Origin of the sequence: Variovorax sp. RO1 (assembly GCF_002849325.1) — a bacterium.
Lineage (GTDB): Bacteria > Pseudomonadota > Gammaproteobacteria > Burkholderiales > Burkholderiaceae_C > Variovorax.
This window is the reverse complement of sequence record NZ_PKMT01000001.1, coordinates 1,457,991-1,481,544: the sequence shown is the minus strand read 5'-3', so window position 1 is coordinate 1,481,544 and position 23,554 is coordinate 1,457,991. Positions and strand designations below refer to the sequence as shown.

Here is a 23,554-nt window from a genome sequence, read left to right as displayed (position 1 = left end):
AATGCCGCGCGGCTCTTGCACACATTCAGCGCATGGCTGAAAGCCTCCGTCAGCCCCCGCGCGCCTTCTTCAGCGCGTCGGTCACCACGCCCACGGCTTCCGTGCCGATGTTGGGCACGTTCTTGTCGTACACCGGCTTGACCTTCTCCAGCATGCGTTTCTGCTCGGCCGCCGAGACTTCGTTCACCGTCATGGTCTTGCGCAGGTTGGCGAGCGACTTCTCGTTGAGCGCGCGGTTGGCCTCGCGCTGGACCTTCTGGCCTTCCTTCGCGGCCTCGCGCAGCACCGCCTGCTCCTGCGGGTTGAGCTGGTCCCAGAGCTTCTTGCTGTACAGCACGAGGAACGGCGTATAGGCGTGGCGCGTCACGCTCAGGTACTTCTGGACCTCGCTGAACTTGGAGGTCTCGATGGTCACGAAGGGGTTCTCCTGGCCGTCGATAGTGCGGGTCTCGAGGGCGGTGAACACCTCGCCGAAGGCCATGGGCACGGCGTTGGCGCCCAGGGTCTTGAACGAGTCCAGGAAGATGTTGTTCTGCATCACGCGCAGCTTCACGCCTTCGAAGTCTTCGGCCTTCGTGACCGGCTTCTTGCTGTTGGTGAGGTTGCGGAAGCCGTTCTCCCAGTAGGCCAGGTTCACGAGGCCGGCGGCTTCGAGCTTCTTGTTGAAGTACTCGCCCGCGGGGCCGTCGAGCACCGCGTCGGCTTCCTTCTCGTTGGCGAACAGGAACGGCAGGTCGAAGGCGCCGAGTTCCTTCACGATGCCCACCAGCGGCGAGCTCGAGGTGCACACCATTTCCTGCGTGCCGGCGCGCAGCGCCTGCGTGGCCGGCAGGTCGCCGCCCGCGGCGCCGCCCCAGAAGGCCGTGATCTTCATCTTGCCGCCGGTCTTTGCCGCCAGCACTTCCTGCATCTTCTTCACGCCCACGCCCACGGGGTGGTCTTCGTTCACGCCGTTGGTGAACTTGATCGTGCGTTCGGCAAATTGCGCGAGGGCGCCGGTCGACGCCAGCAGGCCACCGGCCACGAGGGCGGCGGTCATCAGGGTTCTGCGAAACAACATGCTTGTCTCCTTCGATTCGAGGGGTTGGTTGATTGAACGAACTGACTGACAGGAAAAAGAACAGGAAAGAAAAACTAGCGCCCCATCCACCACTGGAGCGGCACGGTCACGAGCTGCGGGAAGAACACCAGCGTGAACAACACGACCAGGTGGGCGATGAAGAAAGGCATCACGCCCTTGAAGGCATCGTCCATCGAGATGCGCGCCACGCCGCTCACCACGTTGAGCACCGTGCCCACGGGCGGCGTGATCAGGCCGATGGCGTTGTTCATGATGAACAGCACGCCGAAGTACACCGGGTCGATGCCGGCCTTGAGCACCACGGGCATCAGCACCGGCGTGAGGATGAGCACGGTGGGCGTGAAGTCGAGCGCGGTGCCCACGATGACGATCAGCACCATCATCACGAACATCAGCAGCGTCTTGTTGTCCAGGAAGGGCTCCAGCAGCGCCACCACCTCGGTCGGGATGTTGGCCACCGTGATGAGCCAGGCGCTCACCATTGCGGCGGCCACGAGGAACATCACCACCGCGGTGGTCTTGCCGGCCGCGAGCGTGAGGCGGTACAGGTCTTTGACCTTGAGCTCGCCGTAGATGAAGAGGCCCACCACGAGCGAATAGACGGCCGCGACCACGGCGGCTTCGGTCGGCGTGAAGACGCCGAACTTCATGCCGCCGATGATGATGACCGGCAGCGCCAGCGCCAGGCTGCCCTGCGCCGTGACCTTCAACCGCTCGCCCCAGGGCACGCGCGGCGAGGACTTCACTTTGTCCTTCCGGGCCACGATCCACCAGGCCACGCCCACCGCGAGCCCCATCATGATGCCGGGCACGATGCCCGCGAGAAACAGCTTGGTGATCGACACGTTGCCCGCCACGCCGAACACGATGAGCCCGATCGACGGCGGAATCACCGGCGCGATGATGCCGCCCGCGGCAATGAGGCCGGCCGAACGGTTCAGCTGGTAACCGGCGGCCTTCATCATGGGGATGAGGAGCGCGGCCAGCGCGGCCGTGTCGGCCACGGCCGAACCCGAGAGCGAGGCCATGATGATCGCCGCCAGCACCGCCACATAGCCCATGCCGCCGCGGTAGTGACCGACCCAGGCCATCGCCAGGTTCACGATACGCCGACTGAGCCCGCCGGCATTCATGAACTCGCCGGCCAGCAGGAAGAACGGCACCGCGAGCAGCGGGAAGTTGTCGGCGCCGTCGACGAAGCGCTGCGCAATGATCTGGCTGTCGAAGGCCGGCAGTCCGCCGGTGTAGGCCAGCCAGCCCATCAGCGAGACGCCGCACACCAGCAGCGAGTACGAGATCGGAATGCCCAGTGCCATGGCGCCGAGCAGCGAGACGATGAAGATCGTGACAGTCATTGCGCCACCTTCCCGTGTGCGGCGGCGTCAAGCACCTGTTCTTCGGATTCCATGACCTGGATCAGCTCCTGGTCGGGCACCCTGCCCCGGAACAATCGCCAGAGCTTGTCGATGTTGAAGAGGGCCATCACCACCGACACGATGTAGCCGATGCCGTAGATCCAGATCATCGAGATGCCGACCACGGGCGAGATGTTGGTCACCTGCAGCTCGTGCATCTCGTAGGTGCCCATGAAGAAGAGCACGTTGCAGAACAGCATGAGCGACTGGCTCAGGAAGAAGCAGACCTTCTTGCCCATGAGCGGCAGGTGCTTGATGAGCGTGTCGACGCCCAGGTGCGCGCCGTCGCGCATGGCCACCATGGCGCCGATGTAGGTGAGCCAGATGAAGCAGTAGCGCGACATCTCGTCCGACACCGAAATGCCCGAATTGAAACCGTAGCGCAGCACCACGTTGCCGAACACCATGACGACCATCGCCACCATGCACACGACGACGAGGAACTCCAGCAGGCGAAAAAATCCGTCGATTGCCCTTTGCATCAGCATCTGCGTCTCCTGACTTTCCAGTGTTGTTATGGGAGGGAGGAAGGACCGCTCTGCGCTCTCTCTTGCTTGCTAGAGCGGAAAGGCCTTGAGCTGCGTCGCCGGCCGGCTGATGCGCGGCAGCTTCTTGCGCGAGGCCAGCACGGTCTCGATGTCCAGGCGCGCGCCGTCGATGAGCACCCGCACGGCCTTCTCGGCAGCGGCCGGGTCGCGTGCGATCACGGCGTCGAGCACCGCGCGGTGCAGCGGCAGCGAACTCGCAGGACCGTTCTTGCGCGAGGTCGATATCTCGAAGCTGGTGCGCAGCAACGCGCCCAGCGCGCGGCTCATCTGCACCAGCATGCGGTTGTGGCTGGAACGGATGAGGCCCTGGTGAAAACGCAGGTCGGGCGTGATGTAGTCGCCGCCGAACTCGATGGCGCGCTTCATGCCCGCGTAGGCGTCTTCCATGTCGGCGATGTCTTCGGCCGTGGCGCGCTGGGCGGCCAGCGCCACCGCGGCGGGCTCGACCACGCGGCGCAGGTCTTGCAGGTCGCGCAGGAACTCGGCCGACAGGCCCGCCTGTGTTTGCCACACGATGACGTCGGCATCGAACCAGTTCCACTGGTCGGGCGGCTGCACGCGCGTACCCACCTTCGGCCCGCTGGTCACGAGCCCCTTGGCGATCAGCGACTTGATCGATTCGCGCACCACGGTCCGGCTCACGCCGAGCTCTTCGCACAAGAGCGGCTCCGGCGGAATCGACGCGCCGGGCGCATAGCGGCCCGCGACGATGTCGCTGCCGATGCGGTCGACCGTGTTGCCGTGGACGTTCTTGATCATGCGGGCCTGTGTGTGTGGTTCTGGTGGTGTCCGGTGCTTGTTTTCCTGCACGTGTCGAGGCCGGATTCAGGCGGCTGCGCCTGTGCCGGCCACTCGAAAACCCTGAATGCGCGACAGCTCGTCACGCTTATCATATGATGATTGAAAGGGTCGTCCGGCAGGAAAAACCCTGAGGATTTCGGCTCCAGATCCACGACAAAGAGACACATCCCATGAGCAACGCCCCGAAGAAAAAGCCCGCCAGCGAACTGCGCAGCCAGCAATGGTTCGGACGCCATGACCGCGACGGTTTCATCTACCGCAGCTGGATGAAAGGCAAGGGCGTGCCGCACGACCAGTTCGACGGTCGCCCGGTCATCGGCATCTGCAACACCTTCAGCGAACTCACGCCCTGCAACTCGCACTTCCGCACGCTCGCCGAGCAGGTGAAGATCGGCGTGTATGAGGCCGGCGGCTTCCCGCTCGAGTTCCCGGTGATGTCGCTCGGCGAGACGCTGCTGCGCCCCACCGCCATGCTGTACCGCAACCTCGCGAGCATGGACGTGGAAGAGAGCATTCGCGGCAACCCGCTCGACGGCGTGGTGCTGCTCATGGGCTGCGACAAGACCACGCCCGCACTGATGATGGGCGCGGCCAGCGTCGACCTGCCGACCATCGGCGTGTCGGGCGGCCCGATGCTCTCGGGCAAGTGGCGCGGACAGGAGCTGGGCTCGGGCACCGGCGTGTGGCAGATGAGCGAACAGGTGCGCGCCGGCACGCTCAAGCTGCAAGATTTTTTCGAGGCCGAGAGCTGCATGCACCGCAGCCACGGCCACTGCATGACGATGGGCACAGCCAGCACCATGGCCAGCATGGTCGAGTCGCTGGGCATTGGCCTGCCGGGCAATGCGGCCTACCCCGCCGTCGACGGCCGGCGCAACGTGCTCGCGCGGCAGGCGGGCCGGCGCATCGTCGACATGGTGCATGAAGACATGAACATGTCGAAGATCCTCACGCGCCAGGCGATCGAGAACGCGATCAAGGTCAACGCAGCCATCGGCGGATCGACCAACTTCGTGATCCACCTGCTGGCCATTGCGGGCCGCATCGGCGTCAACCTCACGCTCGACGACTTCGACCGCCTCGCCGCCGACCTGCCCTGCCTCTTGAACCTGCAGCCCTCGGGCCAGTTCCTGATGGAAGACTTCTGCTACGCGGGCGGCCTGCCCGTGGTCATCAAGGAAATCGCCGACCACCTGCACAAGGACATCCTCACCGTCACCGGCCAGAGCGTGTGGGAGAACGTGAAGGACGCCGAGAACTACAACCCGCAGGTCATCCGCACCCAGGCCGAGCCCTTCAAGGACAAGGCCGGCATCTGCGTGCTGCGCGGCAACCTCGCACCCAACGGCGCCATCATCAAGCCCAGCGCGGCCACGCCCGAGCTGCTGGTGCACAAGGGCCGCGCCGTGGTGTTCGAGAGCGCCGACGATCTGCACAAGCGCATCGACGACGAGAACCTGGACATCGACGAGCACTGCATCATGGTGCTCAAGAACTGCGGCCCCAAGGGCTACCCCGGCATGGCCGAAGCGGGCAACATGCCGCTGCCGCCGAAGGTGCTACGCAAGGGCATCACGGACATGGTCCGCATCAGCGACGCGCGCATGAGCGGCACGGCCTACGGCACCGTCGTTCTGCATACGGCACCCGAAGCGGCGGCCGGTGGCCCGCTGGCGCTGGTGCAGGACGGCGACATCGTCGAGCTCGATGTGCCGAACCGCAAGCTGCACCTGCATGTGAGTGACGAAGAACTGGCGAAGCGCCGCGCGAAGTGGGTGGCGCCCAAGGCACCGCTCGACTCGGGGTACTGGAAGCTCTATGTCGACACGGTGCTGCAGGCCGACCAGGGGGCCGACCTGGACTTTCTGCGCGGGCGTCGCGGGGCTTTTGTGCCGCGAGACAATCACTGATCTGGACGTTCGGGGTGCGATCGCGGGTTGATTGATCGCCCCGCACCACGACCGCGCCTCCCGTGCCCAGGACACTGGGTGCTTCCCGCAGCGAAATCAAGGAGGAGCGAAGCGGGGGACATTCGCGGAGGGAAGCACCCGGTGGCCTGGGCACGCGCCCCGAACCAACGCTCAAAGACGACAGACATGACAAGACTCATCGCCATCGACTGGGGCACAAGCTCGCTACGCGGTGCATTGCTCGACCCGAGTGGACACGTCATCGAAGAACGCAGCGATGCCCGCGGCATCCTCACCGTGCCCGAAGGCGGCTTCCCTGCCGTGTTCGATTCGCTGTTCGGCGACTGGATGCGCCTGGAAAACACGCGCTGCCTCATCTCCGGCATGGCCGGCAGCAAGCAGGGCTGGGTCGAAGCGCCCTACTGCCCCTGCCCCGCAGGCCGCGTGGAAGTGGGCCGCAAGATCATCGACATCAACGCCATCCCCGGCGCACGCATCGCGATCGTGCCGGGCCTGAGCGACGAGCACGCCGGCGTGCCCGACGTGATGCGCGGCGAAGAGGTGCAGATCCTCGGCGCCATGACGATCACCGGCCTGGACGACGGTGTCTTCGTGCTGCCCGGCACCCACAACAAATGGGCCACGGTCAAGAAGGGCCGCGTCGCCGGCTTTCGCACCTACATGACGGGCGAGTTCTACGCGCTGCTGAGCCAGCACTCGATCCTCGCGCGCACGCTCGATGCGGCCGCGCCCCTCGACGAAGCCGCGTTCCTCGAAGGCGTGACGCGCTCCGAGAACGGCCACGGCCTGCTGCACAACGCCTTCGGCGCGCGCACGCTGGCGCTGTTCGAGCGCATGCCGAAAGAGGAGCTGTCGAGCTACCTGTCGGGCCTGCTCATCGGCGAGGAACTGCGTACGCAATCGGTGCAGGCCGTCGGCGAGGTCGTGCTGATCGGCTCCTCCACCCTCACCCAGCGCTACACCCTGGCCCTGCGCGCCACCGGCGTTGCCACGCGCACGCTCGGCGCCGAAGCTACATGGGCCGGACTGCACACGCTGTCCGGCTTTCTCGACACCGACAGGACACCCGCCGCATGACCACACCCCTCGATAAATTCAACGCCGCGATGCAGGCCCTGCCGCTCGTGGCCATCCTGCGTGGCCTCTCGCCCGCCGAAGCCGCCGACGTGGGCGACGCCATCGTCGAGCCCGGCTTCCGACTGCTCGAAGTGCCGCTCAATTCGCCGCAGCCGCTGGAGAGCATCGCGCTCATGCGCCAGCGCTTTCCAAACGCGCTGGTCGGCGCGGGCACCGTGCTCGACACGAAGCAGGTGCGCGAGGTGCAGGCGGCCGGCGGCGAGTTGATCGTGTCGCCCAACTTCAACGCGGAAGTGATCCGCGAGGCTGCACAGCTGGGCATGGTCTGCCTGCCCGGCGTGATGACGCCGACCGAGGCCTTCGGCGCACTCGCGGCCGGTGCCACGGGCCTCAAGCTGTTCCCGGCCGAGCTGGCCTCGCCCGCCGTGGTGAAGGCACTGCTTGCCGTGCTGCCGGCCGGCACGCCCGTGATGCCCGTGGGTGGCATTTCGCCGGACAACATGGGCACGTGGCGCGCAGCCGGCGCGGCCGGCTTCGGCATCGGCTCGTCGCTCTACAAGCCCGGCAAGACCGCCGCCGCCGTGCGCGAAGACGCGCAGCGCTTCGTGGCGGCTTGGGCCGGCCTCATCCGCGCGTGACCCGCGCCTGATCCGACACGACTCATCGACCACAAGAAAGAAGGAGACCCCCGCGATGTCCGCCGATTCCGAATACGCCAGCCCCGCCGTGCGCCAGTTGCGCGAAGACCTCGCGCTCGCCTTGCGCGCGGCCGCCCATCACGGGCTCTCCGAAGGTGTGTGCAACCATTTCAGCGTGTTGCTGCCGGGCGCGCAGGACCGCTACCTCATCAACCCGCGCGGGCTGCACTGGAGCGAGATCGGCCCCGACGACATCGTGCTGATCGACGTGCACGGCGAAGTGCTTGCGGGCCGTCACCGCGTGGAGCCCACCGCGCTCTTCATCCACGGCGCGGTGCACCGGCTCACGGGCCACGCCGTGGTGCTGCATTGCCACATGCCCTACGCGACGGCGTTGACGCTCACGGTCGACCGCGCACTCGACCCGACCGCCAGCCAGAACGCCATGCGCTACATGAACCGCATCGCCATCGACGCCGAGTACAACGGCCTGGCGCTCGACAACGCCGAAGGCGAACGCATCGCGCGCGCCATGGCGGGCAAGGACGTGGCCTTTCTCGCGAACCACGGCGTGATCGTGGCGGGCGGCACCATCGCGCACGCGTACGACGACCTGTACTACCTGGAGCGCGCCTGCCTGCACCAGGTGATCGCGCAATCGACCGGGCGCCCGCTGGTGCCCGTGAACGCGAAGCTGGCCGCGCACGTGGCGGCGCAGATCCAGGGCGAGCGGGAACAGTCCGACCTGTTCTTCGAAGCCCTGCGGCGCATGCTGCCGGCCCCGCAACGCTGAAAAAAGCGGGAGCGCAGCGGCTTACAGCTCTTCATGCGATTTCGCTTCCGGCTTACAAGAACTTCACACAATGGCGCGACGATGAGGCATCGCAACCACTCCTCAGGAGTCGCCATGAAAAAGCTGACATTCGCCTTCGGTGCCGCCGCCCTGCTCTCGCTGGCCGCCCTCACCGCACCCGCCCATGCCCAGGCCGGCGGCCCGTTCATCCAGGCCCAGGTGTATGTGACGCCGGCCCCGCCGCCGCACCATCCCCGCTACTACGCACCGCCGCCGCCCCCGCGCCACTACCACCCGGGTCACTACGACGGTCCGCGTCGCCACGGCTATTACGACCACGGCCGTCGCGGCTGGGACGACCGTCGCCATGGCCGCCGGGACTACGACGGTGACGGCGTGCCCAACCGTTACGACCGCCGCCCGAACAACCCCTACCGCTACTGACGCACGTCAGACCGGCGGGCTCGCATAAGCGGGCCGGTCGGTCGACAGGCTCTGCTTGAGCTGGCGCGTGACCTCGTCGGCCAGCACCTCGGGCAGGCCCGCTTCCACGCCCGCCAGCGCCTGGCGCGCCGCGTCGTCGGGGGAGGTCTTGGGGCCGGGCATGCGCGCCGCCATGTCGGTGTCCATGAGCGCCACATGCAGGCTCGTGACCTGCGTTCCCTGTCCCGCCAGCTCGTTGCGCAAGCCGTTGCTCAGCGACCAGGCCGCCGACTTGGTGGCACTGTAGGTCGCCACGCCGGGGAACGTGGTCCAGGCCAGCGCCGACAGCACGTTGAGGACCGCACCGCCGCCGTTCGACGCGAGCACCGGCGCAAAGGCCTGCGTGAGCGCCCAGGGGCCGAAGAAGTTGGTCTCGAACTCGGCGCGCGCCGCGGCCACCGCGTCGGGCGAGCAGAGGAAGCTCGATCCGCGCGAGATGCCCGCGTTGTTGACCAGCAGCGTCACGTCGCCGCAGGCACGCACCGCGGCTTCGATCTGCGCGGGCTGCGTCACGTCGAGCGCCACGGGCACGACGCCGGCGAGCGTGATGCTCTTCGGGTCGCGCGCGGCCCCATAGACCTTGCGCGCGCCGGCCGCGAGTGCCGCCTTGGCGAATGCCAGGCCGAGCCCCCGGTTGGCACCGGTGATGAAGACGACGGAATCCTTGATCTGCATGACGAGCCTTTCGTTGAAAAGAAATCGATGGGCGCTCAGGCCTGTGCCACGCGGCGCAGCAAACCCTGCGTCGTGCGCGGCCAGCCGACGCGGCCGAACCACGCGCCGCCCGCGATGGCCGAGGCGATGACGATGCCGTACACCACCAGCGCCACGCCCTGCGCCGCGAACACACCGGTGAGCCCACCGCCCCAGCGCAGCGCCAGCCAGCCGCCGGTGCCCGCCACGGCGAGCCGCGCGATGTTGCCGATCACCGGCCACAGCAGCCGGCCCGCACCCTGCGAGGCGAAGTACAGCACCAGCCCGACGCCGAAGAAACCATAGAGCGGCCCCACCACGCGCAGGTAGTGTGCGCCGGTCTCGAGCATCACGGGGTCATTGCCGAACAGCATCAGCCACGGACGCGGGAACAACGCGGCAGCCAAGCCGATGAGTTCGGCCATGCCGAAGGCCAGCGCCGCGCCGGCCCAGGTGGCACGCAGCGCACGCTCGCGCAGCCCCGCGCCCATGCAGGTGCCGACCATCGCGACCAGCGGCGCGCCCAGGCCGAACACCAGCGGCACCAGCAGATACTCGAGCCGCGACGCCGTGCCGTAGCCGGCCAGTGCGCCCGCGCCGAAGTGGCCGGTGAGCGCGGTGGCGATGCCGATCGACAGGTTGGTCGCCACGGTCGACACCGTGCCGATCAGGCCGATGCGCAGGATGTCGCGGAACAGCGGCCAGCGCATCTGGAACGCGGCCAGCGTGGGCCGCAGCAGGCTGCGCGGCGAGCGCAGGTAGGCGATGAGCGCGAGCGAGCCCAGCAGGTAGTACAGCAGCAGCGCCAGCGCCCCGCCCGCAATGCCCATGCCGCCCCACGGCCCGATGCCGAAGATCAGCAGCGGCGACGCCGGAATGAGGAACACCACGCCCACCACCGTCACGTTGGCCGGCACCGCCATGTTGCCGGTGCCGCGGATGATGGCGGACAGCGAGTTGAAGAGCCACACCAGCACCGCACCCGCGAACACCCAGTTCGAGTACGTGAGCGCAGCTTCCAGCGCAGCGCCCGAGCCGCCCATCACGCCGTAGAGCCAGCGCCCGCCCAGCAGCAGCGCGAGCGTGAAGCACAGGCCGAAGCCGAGCGCGATGACCACCGCGTGCCACACCAGCGCATCGGCATCGCCCCTGCGGCGCGCGCCCAGCGCACGCGCGATCGACGAGGCGATGCCGCCGCCCATCGCGCCGCTGGAGGTCATCTGCATCAGCATGACGATGGGGAACACCAGCGCCATGCCGGCGAGTGCATCGGTGCCGAGCTTGCCGACGAAGTAGGTCTCGATGAGCCCGACGGAGGCCTGCGCCAGCATCACGAGCACATTGGGCGCGGCGAGCCGCAGCAGCGTGGGAATGATGGGCGCCTCGAGCAGGCGGCGCGTGCGCGGGTCAAGGTCGGCGTTGTTTTGCGGGGTGGTCATGCGGGTCTCCGGCGTTCAGGCGCGCGCGGCGGCGTTGGTGGTGGCCGCGGCCGGGGCGGCAGCGGTCTTGGCGGGGCGGCGGATCGCCATCACGATCACCGCCGCGAGCAGGCAGGCCGCGCCGGCCGTGTACAGCGCGGGTGTGTAGGTCAGCAGCAGCGTGCGCGCAAAGCCGGCGCCGTAGGCCGCAGTGGCCGCGCCCAGCTGGTGGGCCGCAAAGATCCAGCCGAACACCAGCCCGACCTTCGCAGGACCGAACGCGGCGCCCGCGAGCTTGACGGTAGGCGGCACGGTGGCGATCCAGTCGAGGCCGTAGAACATCGCGAACAGGCCCAGGCCGTAGATCGTGAATTCGGAGTGCGGCAGCCAGAACAGTGACAGCCCGCGCAGGCCGTAGTACCAGAAGAGCAGCTTGCGGTTGTCGTAGCGGTCGGAGAGCCAGCCCGACAGGATGGTGCCGACGAAATCGAAGGCGCCCATCATCGCGAGCACCGAGGCGGCGGGCACGGCGCTCATGCCGTAGTCGCCGCACAGCGAGATGAAGTGCGTCTGCACCAGGCCGTTGGTGCTCAGGCCGCAGATGAAGAAGGTACCGGCCAGGATCAGGAAGGTGCGGTTGGTCGCCACCTCGCGCAGCACGCGGAACGGCGTGGCGAAGTTCATCGTGAAGGCGGGTGCGGGCGCCGGCTGCGTGCCGGGCGCTTCACCGTAGGGCAGCAGGCCGATGTCCGACGGCCGGTTGCGCACCAGGCACAGCGCGAGCAGCGCAATCACCACGCTGCCGACCACGATCGGCACGATGGCCGAGCGCCAGCCCCAGTGCTCGATCATCCAGGCCGCCAGCGGCAAAAAGGCCAGTTGGCCGGTGGCCGCGCTCGCCGTGAGCATGCCCACGACCAGGCCGCGCCGCGCCACGAACCAGCGGTTGGCCACCACGGCGCCGAGCACCAGCGCCGTCATGCCGGTGCCCAGGCCGAGCATCAAACTCCACAGCACGAAGAGCTGCCACAGCTGCGAAGCCGTGGTGACCAGCGCCATGCCCAGGCCAACCAGCGTGAGGCCGGCGCACATCACCGCGCGCAGGCCGTAGCGCTCCATCAGCACCGCGGCGAACGGGCCCATGAGGCCGAACAGCGCAAAGCGCAGCGCGAGCGCGGACGAGATCTGCTCGGTGCTCCAGCCGAACTCGTCGCCGAGCGGTTTCATCATCGCGCCGGGCAAGCCGAGCGCGGCCGACATGGTGAGCATGGTCAGGAAGGTGACGGCCGCGACGATCCAGCCGTAGTGGATGCCGCGGCGTTGCAGCCATGCGGAGACGTGGGTGGCGAACATGGAACCTCTGCTGTTGGAATTGAATGGAGGAGGAAAAACGGCAACGCAAGCAACGCACTCGCGCGCTCAGCCTCTGCGCGCGGTGAGAAAAATGTCGTGAATCTCGGTATCGCTCGGGGTGGGAAGACGCTCAGTCTTCGATGGCGGGCTCGTCGTCGGCCCCCAGCAGGTCCATCGCATCGTCGATCAGCTGGTGCAGCGCGAGCACACGCTCCACGCCCAGCAACGCATTGATCTGCAGCTGCGCCGCCTTCCAGTGCTGCTGCGCTTCGCGGCGCTTGGCCTCGCCCGTTTCGGTGAGCTGCACCAGCAGGCTGCGCGCATCGGCGCCGGCGCCCTGCGCAATGAAGCCCGCGGCGATGAGTGGCTGCAGGTTGCGGCTCAGGGTCGAAGCGGTCATCTTGAGTTCGCCCGCCAGGTCAACCGGGCGCGAGGGACCGAGCCGCGCCAGGTGCGACAGCAGCGAGTACTGCGTGGTCTTCAGACCGCTGTGCGATACCTCGGCGTCGTAGTGCTGCGACAGGCGGCGCGAAAGCTGTCGCACCTTGAAGCTGGTGCAGCCGCGGGGTTGGGTCGGTGTGTTCATGGGGTATTATTGTATGTGCAACTATTGCATATGCAATCAACCCCTCTCACCAAAGCCCCCAGCAGGAACACAGGCATGACGCAGCAAGCTTCCACCGACACCCCCATCAACCTGCTCGACGCATGGATCGCCGAAGAACGGCAGATCGTCGAGCGTCTCGACAACGGCCCCGGCCCCGGCCTCGCACGCCCCGAGCAGGTCGCGGGCAAGACCGGCCTGGAGGTCATGCACGCGATGCTCAACGGCGAAATTCCGTACGCCGCCATCGCCAAGACGCTGGACTTCACGATCGTCTCGGTCAGCCGGGGCATCGCCATCTTCCAGGGCACGCCGCTGCCGCAGCACCTGAACCCGCTGGGCACCATCCACGGCGGCTGGGTCGCCACGATGCTCGACTCGGCCTTGGGCTGCTCGGTCCACACCATGATGCCGCCCGGTCGCGGCTACACCACCGCCGAACTCAGCGTGAACTACGTCAAGGGCCTCACGCCGAAGGTGCAGCGCGTGCGCGCCGAGGGCAAGGTGATCCACTGCGGCAAGCAGCTCGCCACCGCCGAGGCCCGGCTGGTCGGGGCGGACGGCACGCTGTATGCGCATGCGACGACAACGTGCCTGGTGTTCGAGGTGCCGGCGGGGCGGTGAGGCGTTTCTAGTAGGCCCTCAGGCTGTAAGCCAAAGGAAAACCCGCTCCTCCCCGTCAGTGATAATTGTTCGCATCAGCGACACGCTCCGTCGTCGCCGATGCCTTTCCTAGAACACCTCACCGCACCTGGAGGATCCTTCATGACCGACCGTTCCGGCTCCCAAGGCCGCGTGGCGCACGCCCTCCTCGGCGTTTCCGCCGCCTGGCTCGCCCTTGCCGCCCTGCCCGCCCACGCCGCCACTGACGAGCTCACGCTCTACACGACGCGCGAGGCGGCGCTGATCCAGCCGCTCATCTCGGCGTTCAGCGCGCAGAGCAAGATCAAGGTCAACACGGTGTTCGTGAAGGACGGCCTGCTGGAACGCGTCAAGGCCGAAGGCGCGCGCTCGCCGGCCGACGTGCTGATGACGGTGGACATCGGCAACCTGATGGACCTGGTCGACGGCGGCGTGACGCAGCCGGTGAAATCGGCCGCGCTCGAATCGGCCATTCCGGCCAACCTGCGCGGCGCCGACGGCCAGTGGTTTGCGCTCTCGCTGCGTGCCCGCGTGCTGTACGCCGACAAGAACCAGCCGCTGACCAGCTTCCGCTACGAAGACCTGGCCAACCCGAAGTACAAGGGCAAGGTCTGCATCCGCGCCGGCCAGCACCCCTACAACACGGCCCTGGTGGCCGCGATGATCGCGCACGACGGCGAGGCCAAGACCGAGCAGTGGCTGCGCGGCGTCAAGGGCAACCTGGCGCGCAAGGCCACCGGCGGCGACCGCGACGTGGCGCGCGACATCCTCGGTGGCATCTGCGACATCGGCGTGGCCAACTCGTACTACGTCGGCCAGATGAAGAGCGCCAAGGAAGGCACCGACGCGCGCAAGTGGGGCGACGCCATCAAGGTGATCCGTCCCACCTTCGCCAACGCCAAGAGCGGCGGCACGCACGTGAACATCAGCGGCGCGGCCGTGGCCAAGAACGCACCGCAGCGCGCCAACGCGGTCAAGCTGCTCGAGTTCCTGGTGTCGGAACCGGCCCAGGCGCTCTACGCCGACACCAACTACGAATACCCGGTGCGCAAGGGCGTGGCCCTCGACCCGATCATCGGCGAGACCATCGGCGCGCTGAAGGTCGACCCGCTGCCGCTGACCGAGATTGCCAAGCACCGCAAGCAGGCCAGCGCCCTGGTGGACAAGGTCGGCTTCGACCAGTGACCTTGCATGGCCGGGCACACCGTGCCGGCGACTGAATGCTGATGTCGCGGCGCCAGCCGCCGGGCCTGCGCGCCGCGGGCCCGGCGTGGCGCTGCGCGTCGTTCCTGATCGCGCTCGGCGTGCTCGCGCCGGTGCTCACGCTGGCCTGGCTCGCATTCGGCTCGGGCGTCAGCCACTGGGGGCCGCTGTTTGCGCACGTGCTGCCGCAGGCAGCGCTCAACACGGCGCTGCTGCTCGCGGGCGTCGGCACCCTCGTCCTCGTGATCGGCACCGGCTGCGCCTGGCTGGTCACGGCACATGACTTTCCCGGCCGCGGCGTGCTCAACTGGGCACTGCTGCTACCGCTGGCGATGCCGACCTACATCGTCGCTTTTGCCTACCTCGACCTGCTGCATCCCATCGGCCCCGTGCAGGGCGCGATCCGCTGGATGCTGGGCTTCGACAGCCCGCGCCAGTTCCGCCTGCCCGACCTGCGCTCGATGCCGGGCGCGGTCTTCGTGCTGGGCTTCGTGCTCTACCCGTACGTCTACATGACGGCGCGCGCGATGTTCATGACCCAGCCGGCGCACCTGATGGAAGCGGCGCGCACGCTGGGCGAGAACCGGCGCGGCGCCTTCTTTCGCGTGGCGCTGCCACTCGCGCGGCCGGCACTGGCCGTCGGCCTGAGCCTGGCACTGCTCGAGACGCTCAACGACATCGGCGCCTCCGAATTCCTCGGCGTGAACACGCTCACGGTGGCGGTCTACACCACCTGGATCACGCGCTCCGACCTGGCCGGCGCCGCGCAGATTGCCTGCGCGATGCTGTTCGTGGTGGTGGCACTGGTCTGGCTCGAACGCAACGGACGGCAGCACCAGCGCTTCGGTTCGGCGCAGCGCATGCGCGCGGTGCAACCCCGGCGCCTGCACGGTGGCGCGGCGTGGGCGGCGACCGCGACGGCGGCGCTGCCGGTGCTGATCGGTTTCGTGGCACCCGCGCTGTACCTGGTCTGGGAAAGCGGCAAGCGGCTGCACCAGGGCGGCGGCATTTCGCAGGGCCTCGTGGCCAGCCTCGGCAACACGCTGGCGCTCGCAGCCGGCGTGACCGTGGTCGCCGTGGCAGCCGGGCTGGTCGTGGCCTGGGCCTCACGCAGCCAGGGCACCAGCTCCAACCGCGCACGCTGGCAGGCACGCGCAGCCACGCTGGGCTATGCGGTGCCGGGCACGGTGCTCGCCATCGGCCTGCTGACGCCGGCCCTGGCCTTCGACGCGGCGCTGGCCGGCGCGATGGGCTGGCAAGGCCTGCCGCTGATGGGCGCGGGCATCGTGCTGGTCGTGGCCTGCGCGATCCGTTTTCTTGCGATGCCCGTGGGCGGCATCGAGGCCGGGCTGGCGCGCATTCCACCCGCCATCGAACAGGCCTCGCGCCTGCTCGGCGAAACCACCGGCGGCACGCTGCGCCGCGTGCACCTTCCCCTGCTGCAGCCCGCCATCGCGGCGGGCGCGCTGCTGGTCTTCGTCGACGCCATGAAGGAACTGCCGGCCACGCTGCTGCTGCGTCCGGCCAACTTCGACACCCTCGCCACCTGGCTCTACGCCGAGGCCGCGCGCGGCACCTACGAAGAAGGCGCGATCGCCGCGCTGGCCATCGTGGTGGCCGGCCTGCTGCCGGTGGTGCTGCTGGCGCGCAACCAGCTCGGTGCGACACCGGTGGTGACACCTCCCGACACGGACCCTGAATGAGTTCCCCCCTGCATCTCGACTCGCTCCAGCTCGCGTACGACACGCCGCGCGGCCCGCACACAGTGGTCGACGGCTTCTCGCTGGACCTGCCCGCGGGCGAGATCGCCTGCCTCTTCGGCCCCTCGGGCTGTGGCAAGACCACGGTGCTGCGCGCCATCGCCGGCTTCGAGCCCGTGCGCGCCGGCACGATCCGCCTCGGCGACACGCTGCTGTCGTCGCCCCAGAAGCACCTGCCGCCCGAGCAGCGACGCGTGGGCATGATGTTCCAGGAGTACGCGCTGTTCCCGCACCTGTCGGCCGCAAAGAACGTGGCCTTCGGCCTGCGCCGCCTGGGCCGCGCGGCGCAGCAGACACGCGTGGCCGAGATGCTCGCGCTGGTCGGCCTGGCCGAAGCCGGCGAGCGCTACCCGCACGAGCTGTCGGGCGGACAGCAGCAACGCATCGCGCTCGCCCGCGCGCTGGCACCCTCGCCCGCCGTGCTGCTGCTGGACGAACCGTTTTCCAACCTCGACGGCGGCACGCGCGAACGCCTGACCGCCGAGGTGCGTGGCATCCTGAAGAAGGCCGGCCAGACCGCGATCCTCGTCACGCACAACGAGGCCGAAGCGCATGCGATGGCCGACCGCATCGGCGTGATGCACAACGGGTGGATCACGCACTGGCTGGACACGGCCCCGTAACGAGCCTCCCGATGCGCAACGCGACCCGACTCTTCCTCGCATGGGCGACGTTGCTCGGGTCGGCGATGCCGGCCCTGGCAGAAGTCCGCACGATCTACCAAGGCACCCTCGGCACCAGCGAGGTCGTGCTCGAAGTGAATGCCACTGGCGGCGGGCGGTACTTCTATCGCCGCCACGGTGTCGACATTCCGCTCTCCGGATCGATGACGAAACTCGTGGAAGCACTCCCCCTCCAGGGTGATGCGATGTACCGCGCGGCACGGGACGGCAACCCGCCGCTGTTCGAAGATGCGCAGACCCGGCAACCGGGTCCGACGTGGCGCGGCCAGGTGATCAACGGCGCCTTTGCCGGAAGCTGGAGCGATGGCCCTGGCAAGAAGAACGTCGCGTTCGAGCTTCGGCAAGTTCGTCAGTACGACCCGGACAAGAGTCCCGGCGCCACCGAGCCGGCGACGCGCCCCATCCCGCCCGGCAACACCACCGGCGCGGCTTCGGACGAACCGGTTTCCATCGAGACGGCACCCTACGACCACCTGAAGCTGCAGACCCCGCTCAAGCAAGGCGCGGAGCACGTCAGCGGAACGGTGGCATGGCGCATGGTCATCGATCCGCGCACGCGCTTCTCCTATCCGCGGCTCACGCGGCACCCGGATGCGCGCGTGCTCGAGAAGGTCAACGCCATCCTCGCGCGCAGGCACGGGCGGCTCAGCCTCGCCGCGCTCGAATGCAAGGCCACCCTCTACACCGAGACGCACCCGGCGGCCGGCTCGCTGGGGGACTACGACACGGAATCGGTGCGCGTCACCTTTCTCAGCCCGACGCTGATAAGCGTCGTCGAATCGGGGAGCACCGGCTGCGGCGGCGCCCATCCCCACAACCACTACGCGCCCTACACGCTCGACCTGGTCCGTGGCGAGTACCTCGACTTCAATCGCCTGTTCCGGGCCTTCACCCAAACACCGGACGGGTTCGCGCCGAGCACAACGCTCATGGCGCTGATCGGGAAGAAGCTGAAGGCAGAGGGGCGTGGGCCCGAATCCGCAGCCGCCGCAGACCCGCAGCAGTCCACGGGTTGCGACGAGGTGTGGCCCGAGTACCTGGCGTTGCATTTCGAGCGCACCCGCGGGCGCGATGCGTTGGCCGTCGCGGTCAGCGGCGTGCCGCACGCGCTCGGCGCCTGTCTCGGCACCACGGTGGCGTTGCCGTTCACCGAACTCAAGCCCCTTCTCAAGCCTGCTGCCGGCGCGTACCTCTTTCCCAAGCCGTAGCAGCCGGGCGCCGCCCGAATGGGCTTTTCCAGAAAAGGTTGTTCAGGACCGCAAGAATCGCGGCGATCCAGACCACCCATTTCTTCGAGAACGGAAAGCCACATGACCCAGGCCCTCACCCTCGTCAGCCACCTGCTGTGCCCGTACGTGCAACGCGCCGCGATCGCGCTGCACGAGAAAAACGTGCCCTTCGAGCGCGTCGTCATCGATCTCGCGAACAAGCCCCAATGGTTTCTCGACATCTCGCCGCTCGGCAAGGTGCCGCTGCTGAAGGTGCAGCGACCCGATGGCACCGAGACCGTGCTGTTCGAGAGCAACGTGATCTGCGAATACCTCGAGGAGACGCAACCCGGCGCCCGCCTGCACCCCGAAGACCCGCTCGCACGTGCGCAGCATCGCGCATGGATGGAATTCGGCTCGGCCGTCCTCGCCGACCTGTGGGGCTACGAGACCACGCAGGACGCCGCCGTGTTCGCGCAGAAGCGCGAGGCACTGGCCGCCAAGTTCGCGCGCATCGAAGCCGCACTGGGGAATGGCCCGCACTTCGCGGGCGAGGCGTTCAGCCTCGTCGATGCGGTGTTCGCGCCGGTGTTCCGCTACTTCGAGGTGTTCGACGCCATCAGCGATTCGCACCTGTTCGACGCGCTGCCGAAGGTGAATGCCTGGCGCCATGCGCTGGCCGCGCGCCCCAGCGTGCGTGCGGCGGTGGTGCCCGAGTACCCGCAGCACCTGATGGATTTTCTGAAGAAGCACCAGGCGCACCTGCTGACGCTGGCGGCTTGATCGCCAGGAGCAGAGGGCGACAATAGCCCTTCCCCCATAACGACACGACCCACGAGATGCGACTTCTCCACACCATGCTGCGCGTTGGCAATCTCCAGCGCTCCATCGACTTCTACACGCAAGTGCTCGGAATGACGCTGCTGCGCACGTCGGAGAACCCCGAGTACAAGTACAGCTTGGCTTTCGTCGGCTACGGCAATGGCAACCCCGACCAGGCCGAGATCGAGCTGACCTACAACTGGGGCACCGAGAGCTACGAACTCGGCACCGCCTACGGCCACATCGCGCTCGGCGTGCCCGACGCTTATGCAGCCTGCGACAAGATCAAGGCCTCGGGCGGCAACGTGACGCGCGAGGCCGGTCCAGTCAAGGGCGGCACGACGGTGATCGCCTTCGTGACGGACCCCGACGGCTACAAGATTGAATTGATCCAGCGCAACGAGAACGCGTCGGGCGGCGGCCTGCGCTGAGCCTTTCCGGGCAGCAAGCAACAACGCCATGGCAAGCCCGAAGAAGAAGCAGGCGCCGCTGACGCGCTACGTCGCCCTGCTGCGCGGCGTGAACGTCAACGGCATCACGATCAAGAGCGCCGACCTGAAGGCGTTGTTCGTCGACGAACTCGGCTTCGGCGCGGTGCGCACGGTGCTCGCCAGCGGCAACGTGCTGTTCGACACCGACGCGCCCGATGCCGCCGCGCTGCGCACGCGCATCGAGAAAGCGCTGCGCCAGTGCTTCGGCTACGAGGCGTGGATCGTGCTGCGCACGCAGCAGCAGGTGGCCGACATGGCCGCGAGCTACCCTTTCGAACGCATCGACGACACGCACCATCCGTACATCGTGTTCGGCTCCGACGCCGCGATGCTCGACGAGATCATCGAGAAAGCTGGCACCGTCGATGCCACGGTCGAGCAGCTGGTGCGCGGCGATGGCGTGCTGTACTGGCAGTGCCCGCGCGGCGAAAGCCTGGACACGCCGGTGGCGAAGCTGCTCGCGAAGACCCGCTACAAGTCGAGCACCACCACGCGCAACCTGCGCACGGTGGAAAAGCTCATCACCGACTGATCGATCAGCAGCCCAGCCGATCAGCCAGCGCGAGGATGTCTCGCACATGCAGGCTGTTGTCCGGCTGCGGCGACACATCCTTCGGCTGCTTGCGGCCGAACTCGTGGGGCCGCTCGATGTACGCCGTCTTCAGGCCGCACACGCGCGCCGCCGCCAGGTCGTCGTGGTGCGCCGCGGCCAGCATCACCTGCCCGGGCGTCGCATCGAACACACCCGCCACGCCAAGGTAGGTGCGCGGGTCGGGCTTGTAGGCCTTGAACACCTCGGCCGACAGCACGCAGTCCCAGGGCAGGCCGGCGCGCTTGGCCATCTCGGTGAGCAGGCCGATGTTGCCGTTGGAGAGCGTGCAGATGGTGAATTTCTTCTTGAGCCGCGTGAGCCCCTCGACCGCATCGGGCCAGGCCGGCAGGCGGTGCCACGCACGGCTGAGGTCGCGCTTGGCGGCAGTGTCGAGCTGGTCGGCCAGGCTGAAGTCGTGCAGCACTTGTTCGAGCATGCTCAGGTGCAGTTCGTCGAGCAGCGTGAAGCCGCCCTCGCCGGCCGCGATGCGTTCCATCACGGCCTTCATGGCGGGCTGGTAGCCGGCGCGCCAGGCGAGCGCAAAGGCCGCGCCGTCCACGCCGGGCAGCACGCGCTCGACCTCGGCCGCGATGCCGCTGTGCCAGTCGACCACCGTGCCGAACACGTCGAACGCGATGACCTTGAGGTCGCTCGCGTCGAAATCGGGCTGCATGCTCAGCGCGGCAGCTGGCTCGCGGCGCGTGCCAGTTGCTCGATGCGGGCCCAGTCGCCGTCGCGGATGGCGTCGGTCGGCACGATCCACGAACCACCCACGCAGGCCACGTTCGACAGCGCGAGGAACTCGGCCGCGTTGCCCGCATGGATGCCGCCCGTGGGGCAGAAGGTGACGTCGCCGAACGGGCCCTGCCAGGCCTTGAGCATCGGCAGGCCGCCGGCCTGCAGCGCGGGGAAGAACTTGAGCTGGGTGTAGCCGTCTTCCTGCGCCGTCATGATCTCGCTGCCGGTGGCCACGCCGGGCAGCAGCGGCAGGCCGAGGTCGTGGCAGGCCTTGCCGACCGAGCGCGTGTAGCCCGGGCTCACGCCGAACTTCGCGCCGGCCAGCGCCGAGGCCTGTGCATCGGCCGCGCTGCGGATGGTGCCGGCGCCGGCGACGGCTTCGGGCACTTCCTTGGCGATGGCCTCGATGCATTGCAGCGCCTGCGGCGTGCGCAGCGTGACTTCGAGCATGCGGATGCCGCCGGCCACCAGCGCGCGCGCCAGCGGCACGGCGTGCTTCACGTCGGTCAGCACGATGACCGGAATGACCGGCGCGTCGCGCATCACGTCGAGGGAAGTGAGTCTGTCTGTCATGTCATAGCTCCATCAATTACCAGCAGTCCGCAATCTCCAGTGTCGCGGATTTCAATTCCAGAAACACCGCGGAACCGGCTTTGCCGGGCCGCTGGTGTTGCCCCCGGTAGGGGGTTGGCGAAGCGACACGAAGTGCGCGCAGCCTGGGGGCGAGCCTATTTCACAGCCAGGTGCAGGCGCCCTCTTCGGCGGCCAGTGCATTGCGGCGCATGCCGGCGAACAGTTCGCGGCCGAGGCCGCGTCCGTCGGCGGTGCGCTGCGCTTCGGGTTGCACGGCGATCTCGCGTGCGGCCCATTCATCGTCGGGCAGCAACACGGCAAGCGTACCCGCTACCGCGTCGAGGCGGATCAGGTCGCCGTCGCGCACCTTGGCGAGCGGGCCGCCGGCCGCGGCTTCGGGCGACACGTGGATGGCGGCGGGAATCTTGCCCGAGGCGCCGCTCATGCGGCCATCGGTGACCAGCGCCACGCGGAAGCCCTTGCCCTGCAGCACCGACAGCGGCGGCGTGAGCTTGTGCAGCTCGGGCATGCCGTTGGCTTGCGGGCCCTGCCAGCGCACCACGCAGACCACGTCGCGCTCCAACTCGCCGGCCGTGAACGCCTTGTGCAGCGCGGCCTGTGAGTCGAACACGCGCGCCGGCGCTTCGATGACATGGCGGTCGTCGGGCACCGAGGACACCTTGATCACGCTGCGCCCCAGGTTGCCGCCGAGCAGCTTGAGGCCGCCGGTGGCGCTGAAGGGACTCGATACCGGTCGCGTGACGGCTTCTTTCTGCAGTGGCGCGGCCGGCGTCCACTGCAGCGTGTTCTCGCCGACCAGCGACGGGATGTTCGCGAATTCGCGGATGCCGCCGGCACGCACCGTGAGCACGTCGGCGTGCATGAGGCCGGCCTCGACCAGCTCGCCGATCACGAAGCCCGGGCCGCCGCAGGCCTGGAACTCGTTCACGTCGGCGCTGCCGTTGGGGTACACGCGTGTGAGCAGCGGCACCACGTCGGACAGCTGGGAGAAGTCGTCCCAGTCGATGAGGATGCCCGCGGCGCGCGCCACGGCCACCCAGTGGATCAGGTGGTTGGTGGAGCCGCCCGTGGCCAGCAGCGCGACCATGGCGTTGACGATGCAGCGCTCGTCGACCATCTCGCCGATGGACGGGCAGTTGAACGCGGTGTCGCTCGCCTTGCCGAGCACCGATCGCACGGCTTCGCGCGTGAGCGTTTCGCGCATGGCGTCGCCGGGCTGGATGAAGGCCGTGCCAGGCACATGCAGGCCCATGGCTTCGAGCAGCATCTGGTTGCTGTTGGCCGTGCCGTAGAAGGTGCAGGTGCCGACCGTGTGGTACGCCGCCATCTCGGCATCGAGCAGGCCCTGGCGGCCCACGAGGCCCTGCGCCGCCTGCTCGCGCACCTTCGACTTCGCGGTGTTCGACAGTCCCGAGGGCATCGGCCCGGCGGGCACGAAGACCGTGGGCAGGTGGCCGAAGTGCAGCGCGCCGATGAGCAGGCCCGGCACGATCTTGTCGCACACGCCGAGCATGAGCGCGCTGTCGAACATGTCGTGCGTGAGCGCTACGGCGGTGCTCATGGCGATGAGGTCGCGGCTGAACAGGCTCAGCTCCATGCCGGGCGTGCCCTGCGTGACGCCATCGCACATGGCGGGCACGCCGCCGGCCACCTGCGCGGTCGCGCCGTGGCGGCGGGCCTCGTGCTTGATGATGTCCGGGTAGCCCTGGTACGGCGCGTGGGCCGAGAGCATGTCGTTGTAGGCGGTGACGATGCCGATGTTGGGCGCGCGCTCGGCCACCACCTTGAACTTGTCGTTGGCCGGAATGCCGGCCACGGCGTGCGCCACGTTGGCACAGCCCATGCGGTCGGCGCCGCGGTCACGGTGCCTGTAGGCGTCGATCTGCTCGAGGTACGCGGTGCGGGTCGGGGCACTGCGTTCGCGGATGCGTCGGGTGACGGCTTGGACGGTGTCGTGGAGTGGCATGCTTGCTGGGGCTGTGAATG

The 23,554-nt window shown here is 68.1% G+C and carries 24 protein-coding genes; 13 read left to right on the top strand and 11 right to left on the bottom strand.

The features are described from left to right. Window positions 1–49: 49 nt before the first annotated feature. The 4 genes from CY658_RS07175 to CY658_RS07160 form a co-directional block, all read right to left on the bottom strand. On the bottom strand, window positions 50–1,060 hold the full coding sequence (locus CY658_RS07175; protein ID WP_101489478.1) for a TRAP transporter substrate-binding protein: 1,011 nt from the start codon (window positions 1,058–1,060) through the stop codon (window positions 50–52). Window positions 1,061–1,134: 74 nt separating this feature from the next. Further along, window positions 1,135–2,436 carry a TRAP transporter large permease gene (locus CY658_RS07170; protein WP_101489477.1) on the bottom strand — a complete coding sequence of 434 codons (1,302 nt, stop codon included), beginning with the start codon at window positions 2,434–2,436 and terminating at the stop codon, window positions 1,135–1,137. Next, window positions 2,433–2,978 carry a TRAP transporter small permease gene (locus CY658_RS07165; RefSeq protein WP_101490266.1) on the bottom strand — a complete coding sequence of 182 codons (546 nt, stop codon included), beginning with the start codon at window positions 2,976–2,978 and terminating at the stop codon, window positions 2,433–2,435. Before CY658_RS07165 ends, CY658_RS07170 begins: the two co-directional genes overlap by 4 nt. A 75-nt stretch (window positions 2,979–3,053) precedes the next feature. Next, on the bottom strand, window positions 3,054–3,803 hold the full coding sequence (locus tag CY658_RS07160; protein WP_101489476.1) for a FadR/GntR family transcriptional regulator: 750 nt from the start codon (window positions 3,801–3,803) through the stop codon (window positions 3,054–3,056). A gap of 212 nt (window positions 3,804–4,015) precedes the next feature. Between CY658_RS07160 and CY658_RS07155 the strand changes: the two genes are divergently transcribed. The 5 genes from CY658_RS07155 (at window position 4,016) to CY658_RS07135 (ending at window position 8,728) form a co-directional block, all read left to right on the top strand. Further along, window positions 4,016–5,755, top strand: coding sequence for an IlvD/Edd family dehydratase (locus tag CY658_RS07155; RefSeq protein WP_101489475.1), 1,740 nt, complete (start codon window positions 4,016–4,018; stop codon window positions 5,753–5,755). 186 nt (window positions 5,756–5,941) lie between these two features. Next, complete coding sequence (locus tag CY658_RS07150; protein ID WP_101489474.1) at window positions 5,942–6,853, top strand: 2-dehydro-3-deoxygalactonokinase; 912 nt, start codon at window positions 5,942–5,944, stop codon at window positions 6,851–6,853. Continuing rightward, on the top strand, window positions 6,850–7,491 hold the full coding sequence (locus CY658_RS07145) for a 2-dehydro-3-deoxy-6-phosphogalactonate aldolase (RefSeq protein WP_101489473.1): 642 nt from the start codon (window positions 6,850–6,852) through the stop codon (window positions 7,489–7,491). The genes CY658_RS07150 and CY658_RS07145 overlap by 4 nt, the downstream gene beginning before the upstream one ends. Window positions 7,492–7,546: 55 nt before the next feature. Then, window positions 7,547–8,284 (top strand): aldolase, encoded by a 738-nt coding sequence (locus CY658_RS07140; RefSeq protein WP_101489472.1) that lies wholly within the window; start codon window positions 7,547–7,549, stop codon window positions 8,282–8,284. A gap of 114 nt (window positions 8,285–8,398) precedes the next feature. Further along, window positions 8,399–8,728 (top strand): hypothetical protein, encoded by a 330-nt coding sequence (locus CY658_RS07135; RefSeq protein ID WP_101489471.1) that lies wholly within the window; start codon window positions 8,399–8,401, stop codon window positions 8,726–8,728. Window positions 8,729–8,734: 6 nt separating this feature from the next. Here the strand turns inward: CY658_RS07135 and CY658_RS07130 are convergent, their stop codons facing one another. From CY658_RS07130 to CY658_RS07115, 4 genes are all read right to left on the bottom strand, one after another. Further along, window positions 8,735–9,442, bottom strand: a complete 708-nt coding sequence (locus CY658_RS07130; protein ID WP_101489470.1) for an SDR family oxidoreductase — start codon at window positions 9,440–9,442, stop codon at window positions 8,735–8,737. A 35-nt stretch (window positions 9,443–9,477) separates the two neighbouring features. Then, window positions 9,478–10,899: an MATE family efflux transporter gene (locus CY658_RS07125; RefSeq protein WP_101489469.1), complete on the bottom strand. Its 1,422-nt coding sequence runs from the start codon at window positions 10,897–10,899 to the stop codon at window positions 9,478–9,480. Between the two features lie 15 nt (window positions 10,900–10,914). Then, window positions 10,915–12,231: an MFS transporter gene (locus CY658_RS07120; RefSeq protein WP_101489468.1), complete on the bottom strand. Its 1,317-nt coding sequence runs from the start codon at window positions 12,229–12,231 to the stop codon at window positions 10,915–10,917. A gap of 130 nt (window positions 12,232–12,361) precedes the next feature. After that, the gene (locus CY658_RS07115) at window positions 12,362–12,817 is read right to left on the bottom strand and encodes a MarR family winged helix-turn-helix transcriptional regulator (RefSeq protein WP_101489467.1); all 456 of its coding nucleotides are present in this window, start codon (window positions 12,815–12,817) and stop codon (window positions 12,362–12,364) included. A 75-nt stretch (window positions 12,818–12,892) separates the two neighbouring features. Between CY658_RS07115 and CY658_RS07110 the strand changes: the two genes are divergently transcribed. From CY658_RS07110 to CY658_RS07075, 8 genes are all read left to right on the top strand, one after another. After that, complete coding sequence (locus CY658_RS07110; RefSeq protein WP_101489466.1) at window positions 12,893–13,459, top strand: PaaI family thioesterase; 567 nt, start codon at window positions 12,893–12,895, stop codon at window positions 13,457–13,459. Between the two features lie 141 nt (window positions 13,460–13,600). Continuing rightward, window positions 13,601–14,662 (top strand): Fe(3+) ABC transporter substrate-binding protein, encoded by a 1,062-nt coding sequence (locus CY658_RS07105; RefSeq protein ID WP_101489465.1) that lies wholly within the window; start codon window positions 13,601–13,603, stop codon window positions 14,660–14,662. Between the two features lie 35 nt (window positions 14,663–14,697). Beyond that, window positions 14,698–16,383, top strand: coding sequence for an ABC transporter permease (locus CY658_RS07100; protein WP_180838883.1), 1,686 nt, complete (start codon window positions 14,698–14,700; stop codon window positions 16,381–16,383). Beyond that, the gene (locus CY658_RS07095; RefSeq protein ID WP_101489464.1) at window positions 16,380–17,063 is read left to right on the top strand and encodes an ABC transporter ATP-binding protein; all 684 of its coding nucleotides are present in this window, start codon (window positions 16,380–16,382) and stop codon (window positions 17,061–17,063) included. The genes CY658_RS07100 and CY658_RS07095 overlap by 4 nt, the downstream gene beginning before the upstream one ends. A gap of 11 nt (window positions 17,064–17,074) precedes the next feature. Then, window positions 17,075–18,331: a hypothetical protein gene (locus CY658_RS07090; protein WP_101489463.1), complete on the top strand. Its 1,257-nt coding sequence runs from the start codon at window positions 17,075–17,077 to the stop codon at window positions 18,329–18,331. A gap of 102 nt (window positions 18,332–18,433) precedes the next feature. Next, window positions 18,434–19,114 carry a glutathione S-transferase family protein gene (locus CY658_RS07085; protein WP_101489462.1) on the top strand — a complete coding sequence of 227 codons (681 nt, stop codon included), beginning with the start codon at window positions 18,434–18,436 and terminating at the stop codon, window positions 19,112–19,114. 56 nt (window positions 19,115–19,170) lie between these two features. After that, window positions 19,171–19,584 (top strand): lactoylglutathione lyase, encoded by a 414-nt coding sequence (gene gloA, locus CY658_RS07080; RefSeq protein ID WP_101489461.1) that lies wholly within the window; start codon window positions 19,171–19,173, stop codon window positions 19,582–19,584. A 28-nt stretch (window positions 19,585–19,612) separates the two neighbouring features. Beyond that, entirely contained in the window at window positions 19,613–20,176 is a 564-nt protein-coding gene (locus tag CY658_RS07075) for a DUF1697 domain-containing protein (RefSeq protein ID WP_101489460.1), read from the top strand. A gap of 4 nt (window positions 20,177–20,180) precedes the next feature. Here CY658_RS07075 and CY658_RS07070 read toward each other — a convergent pair whose 3' ends face one another. The 3 genes from CY658_RS07070 to edd form a co-directional block, all read right to left on the bottom strand. Beyond that, window positions 20,181–20,909 (bottom strand): haloacid dehalogenase type II, encoded by a 729-nt coding sequence (locus CY658_RS07070; protein ID WP_101489459.1) that lies wholly within the window; start codon window positions 20,907–20,909, stop codon window positions 20,181–20,183. 2 nt (window positions 20,910–20,911) lie between these two features. Continuing rightward, window positions 20,912–21,547 (bottom strand): bifunctional 4-hydroxy-2-oxoglutarate aldolase/2-dehydro-3-deoxy-phosphogluconate aldolase, encoded by a 636-nt coding sequence (gene eda / locus CY658_RS07065; RefSeq protein ID WP_101489458.1) that lies wholly within the window; start codon window positions 21,545–21,547, stop codon window positions 20,912–20,914. Window positions 21,548–21,707: 160 nt separating this feature from the next. Then, window positions 21,708–23,534, bottom strand: coding sequence for a phosphogluconate dehydratase (edd, locus tag CY658_RS07060; protein ID WP_101489457.1), 1,827 nt, complete (start codon window positions 23,532–23,534; stop codon window positions 21,708–21,710). Window positions 23,535–23,554: the final 20 nt, after the last annotated feature.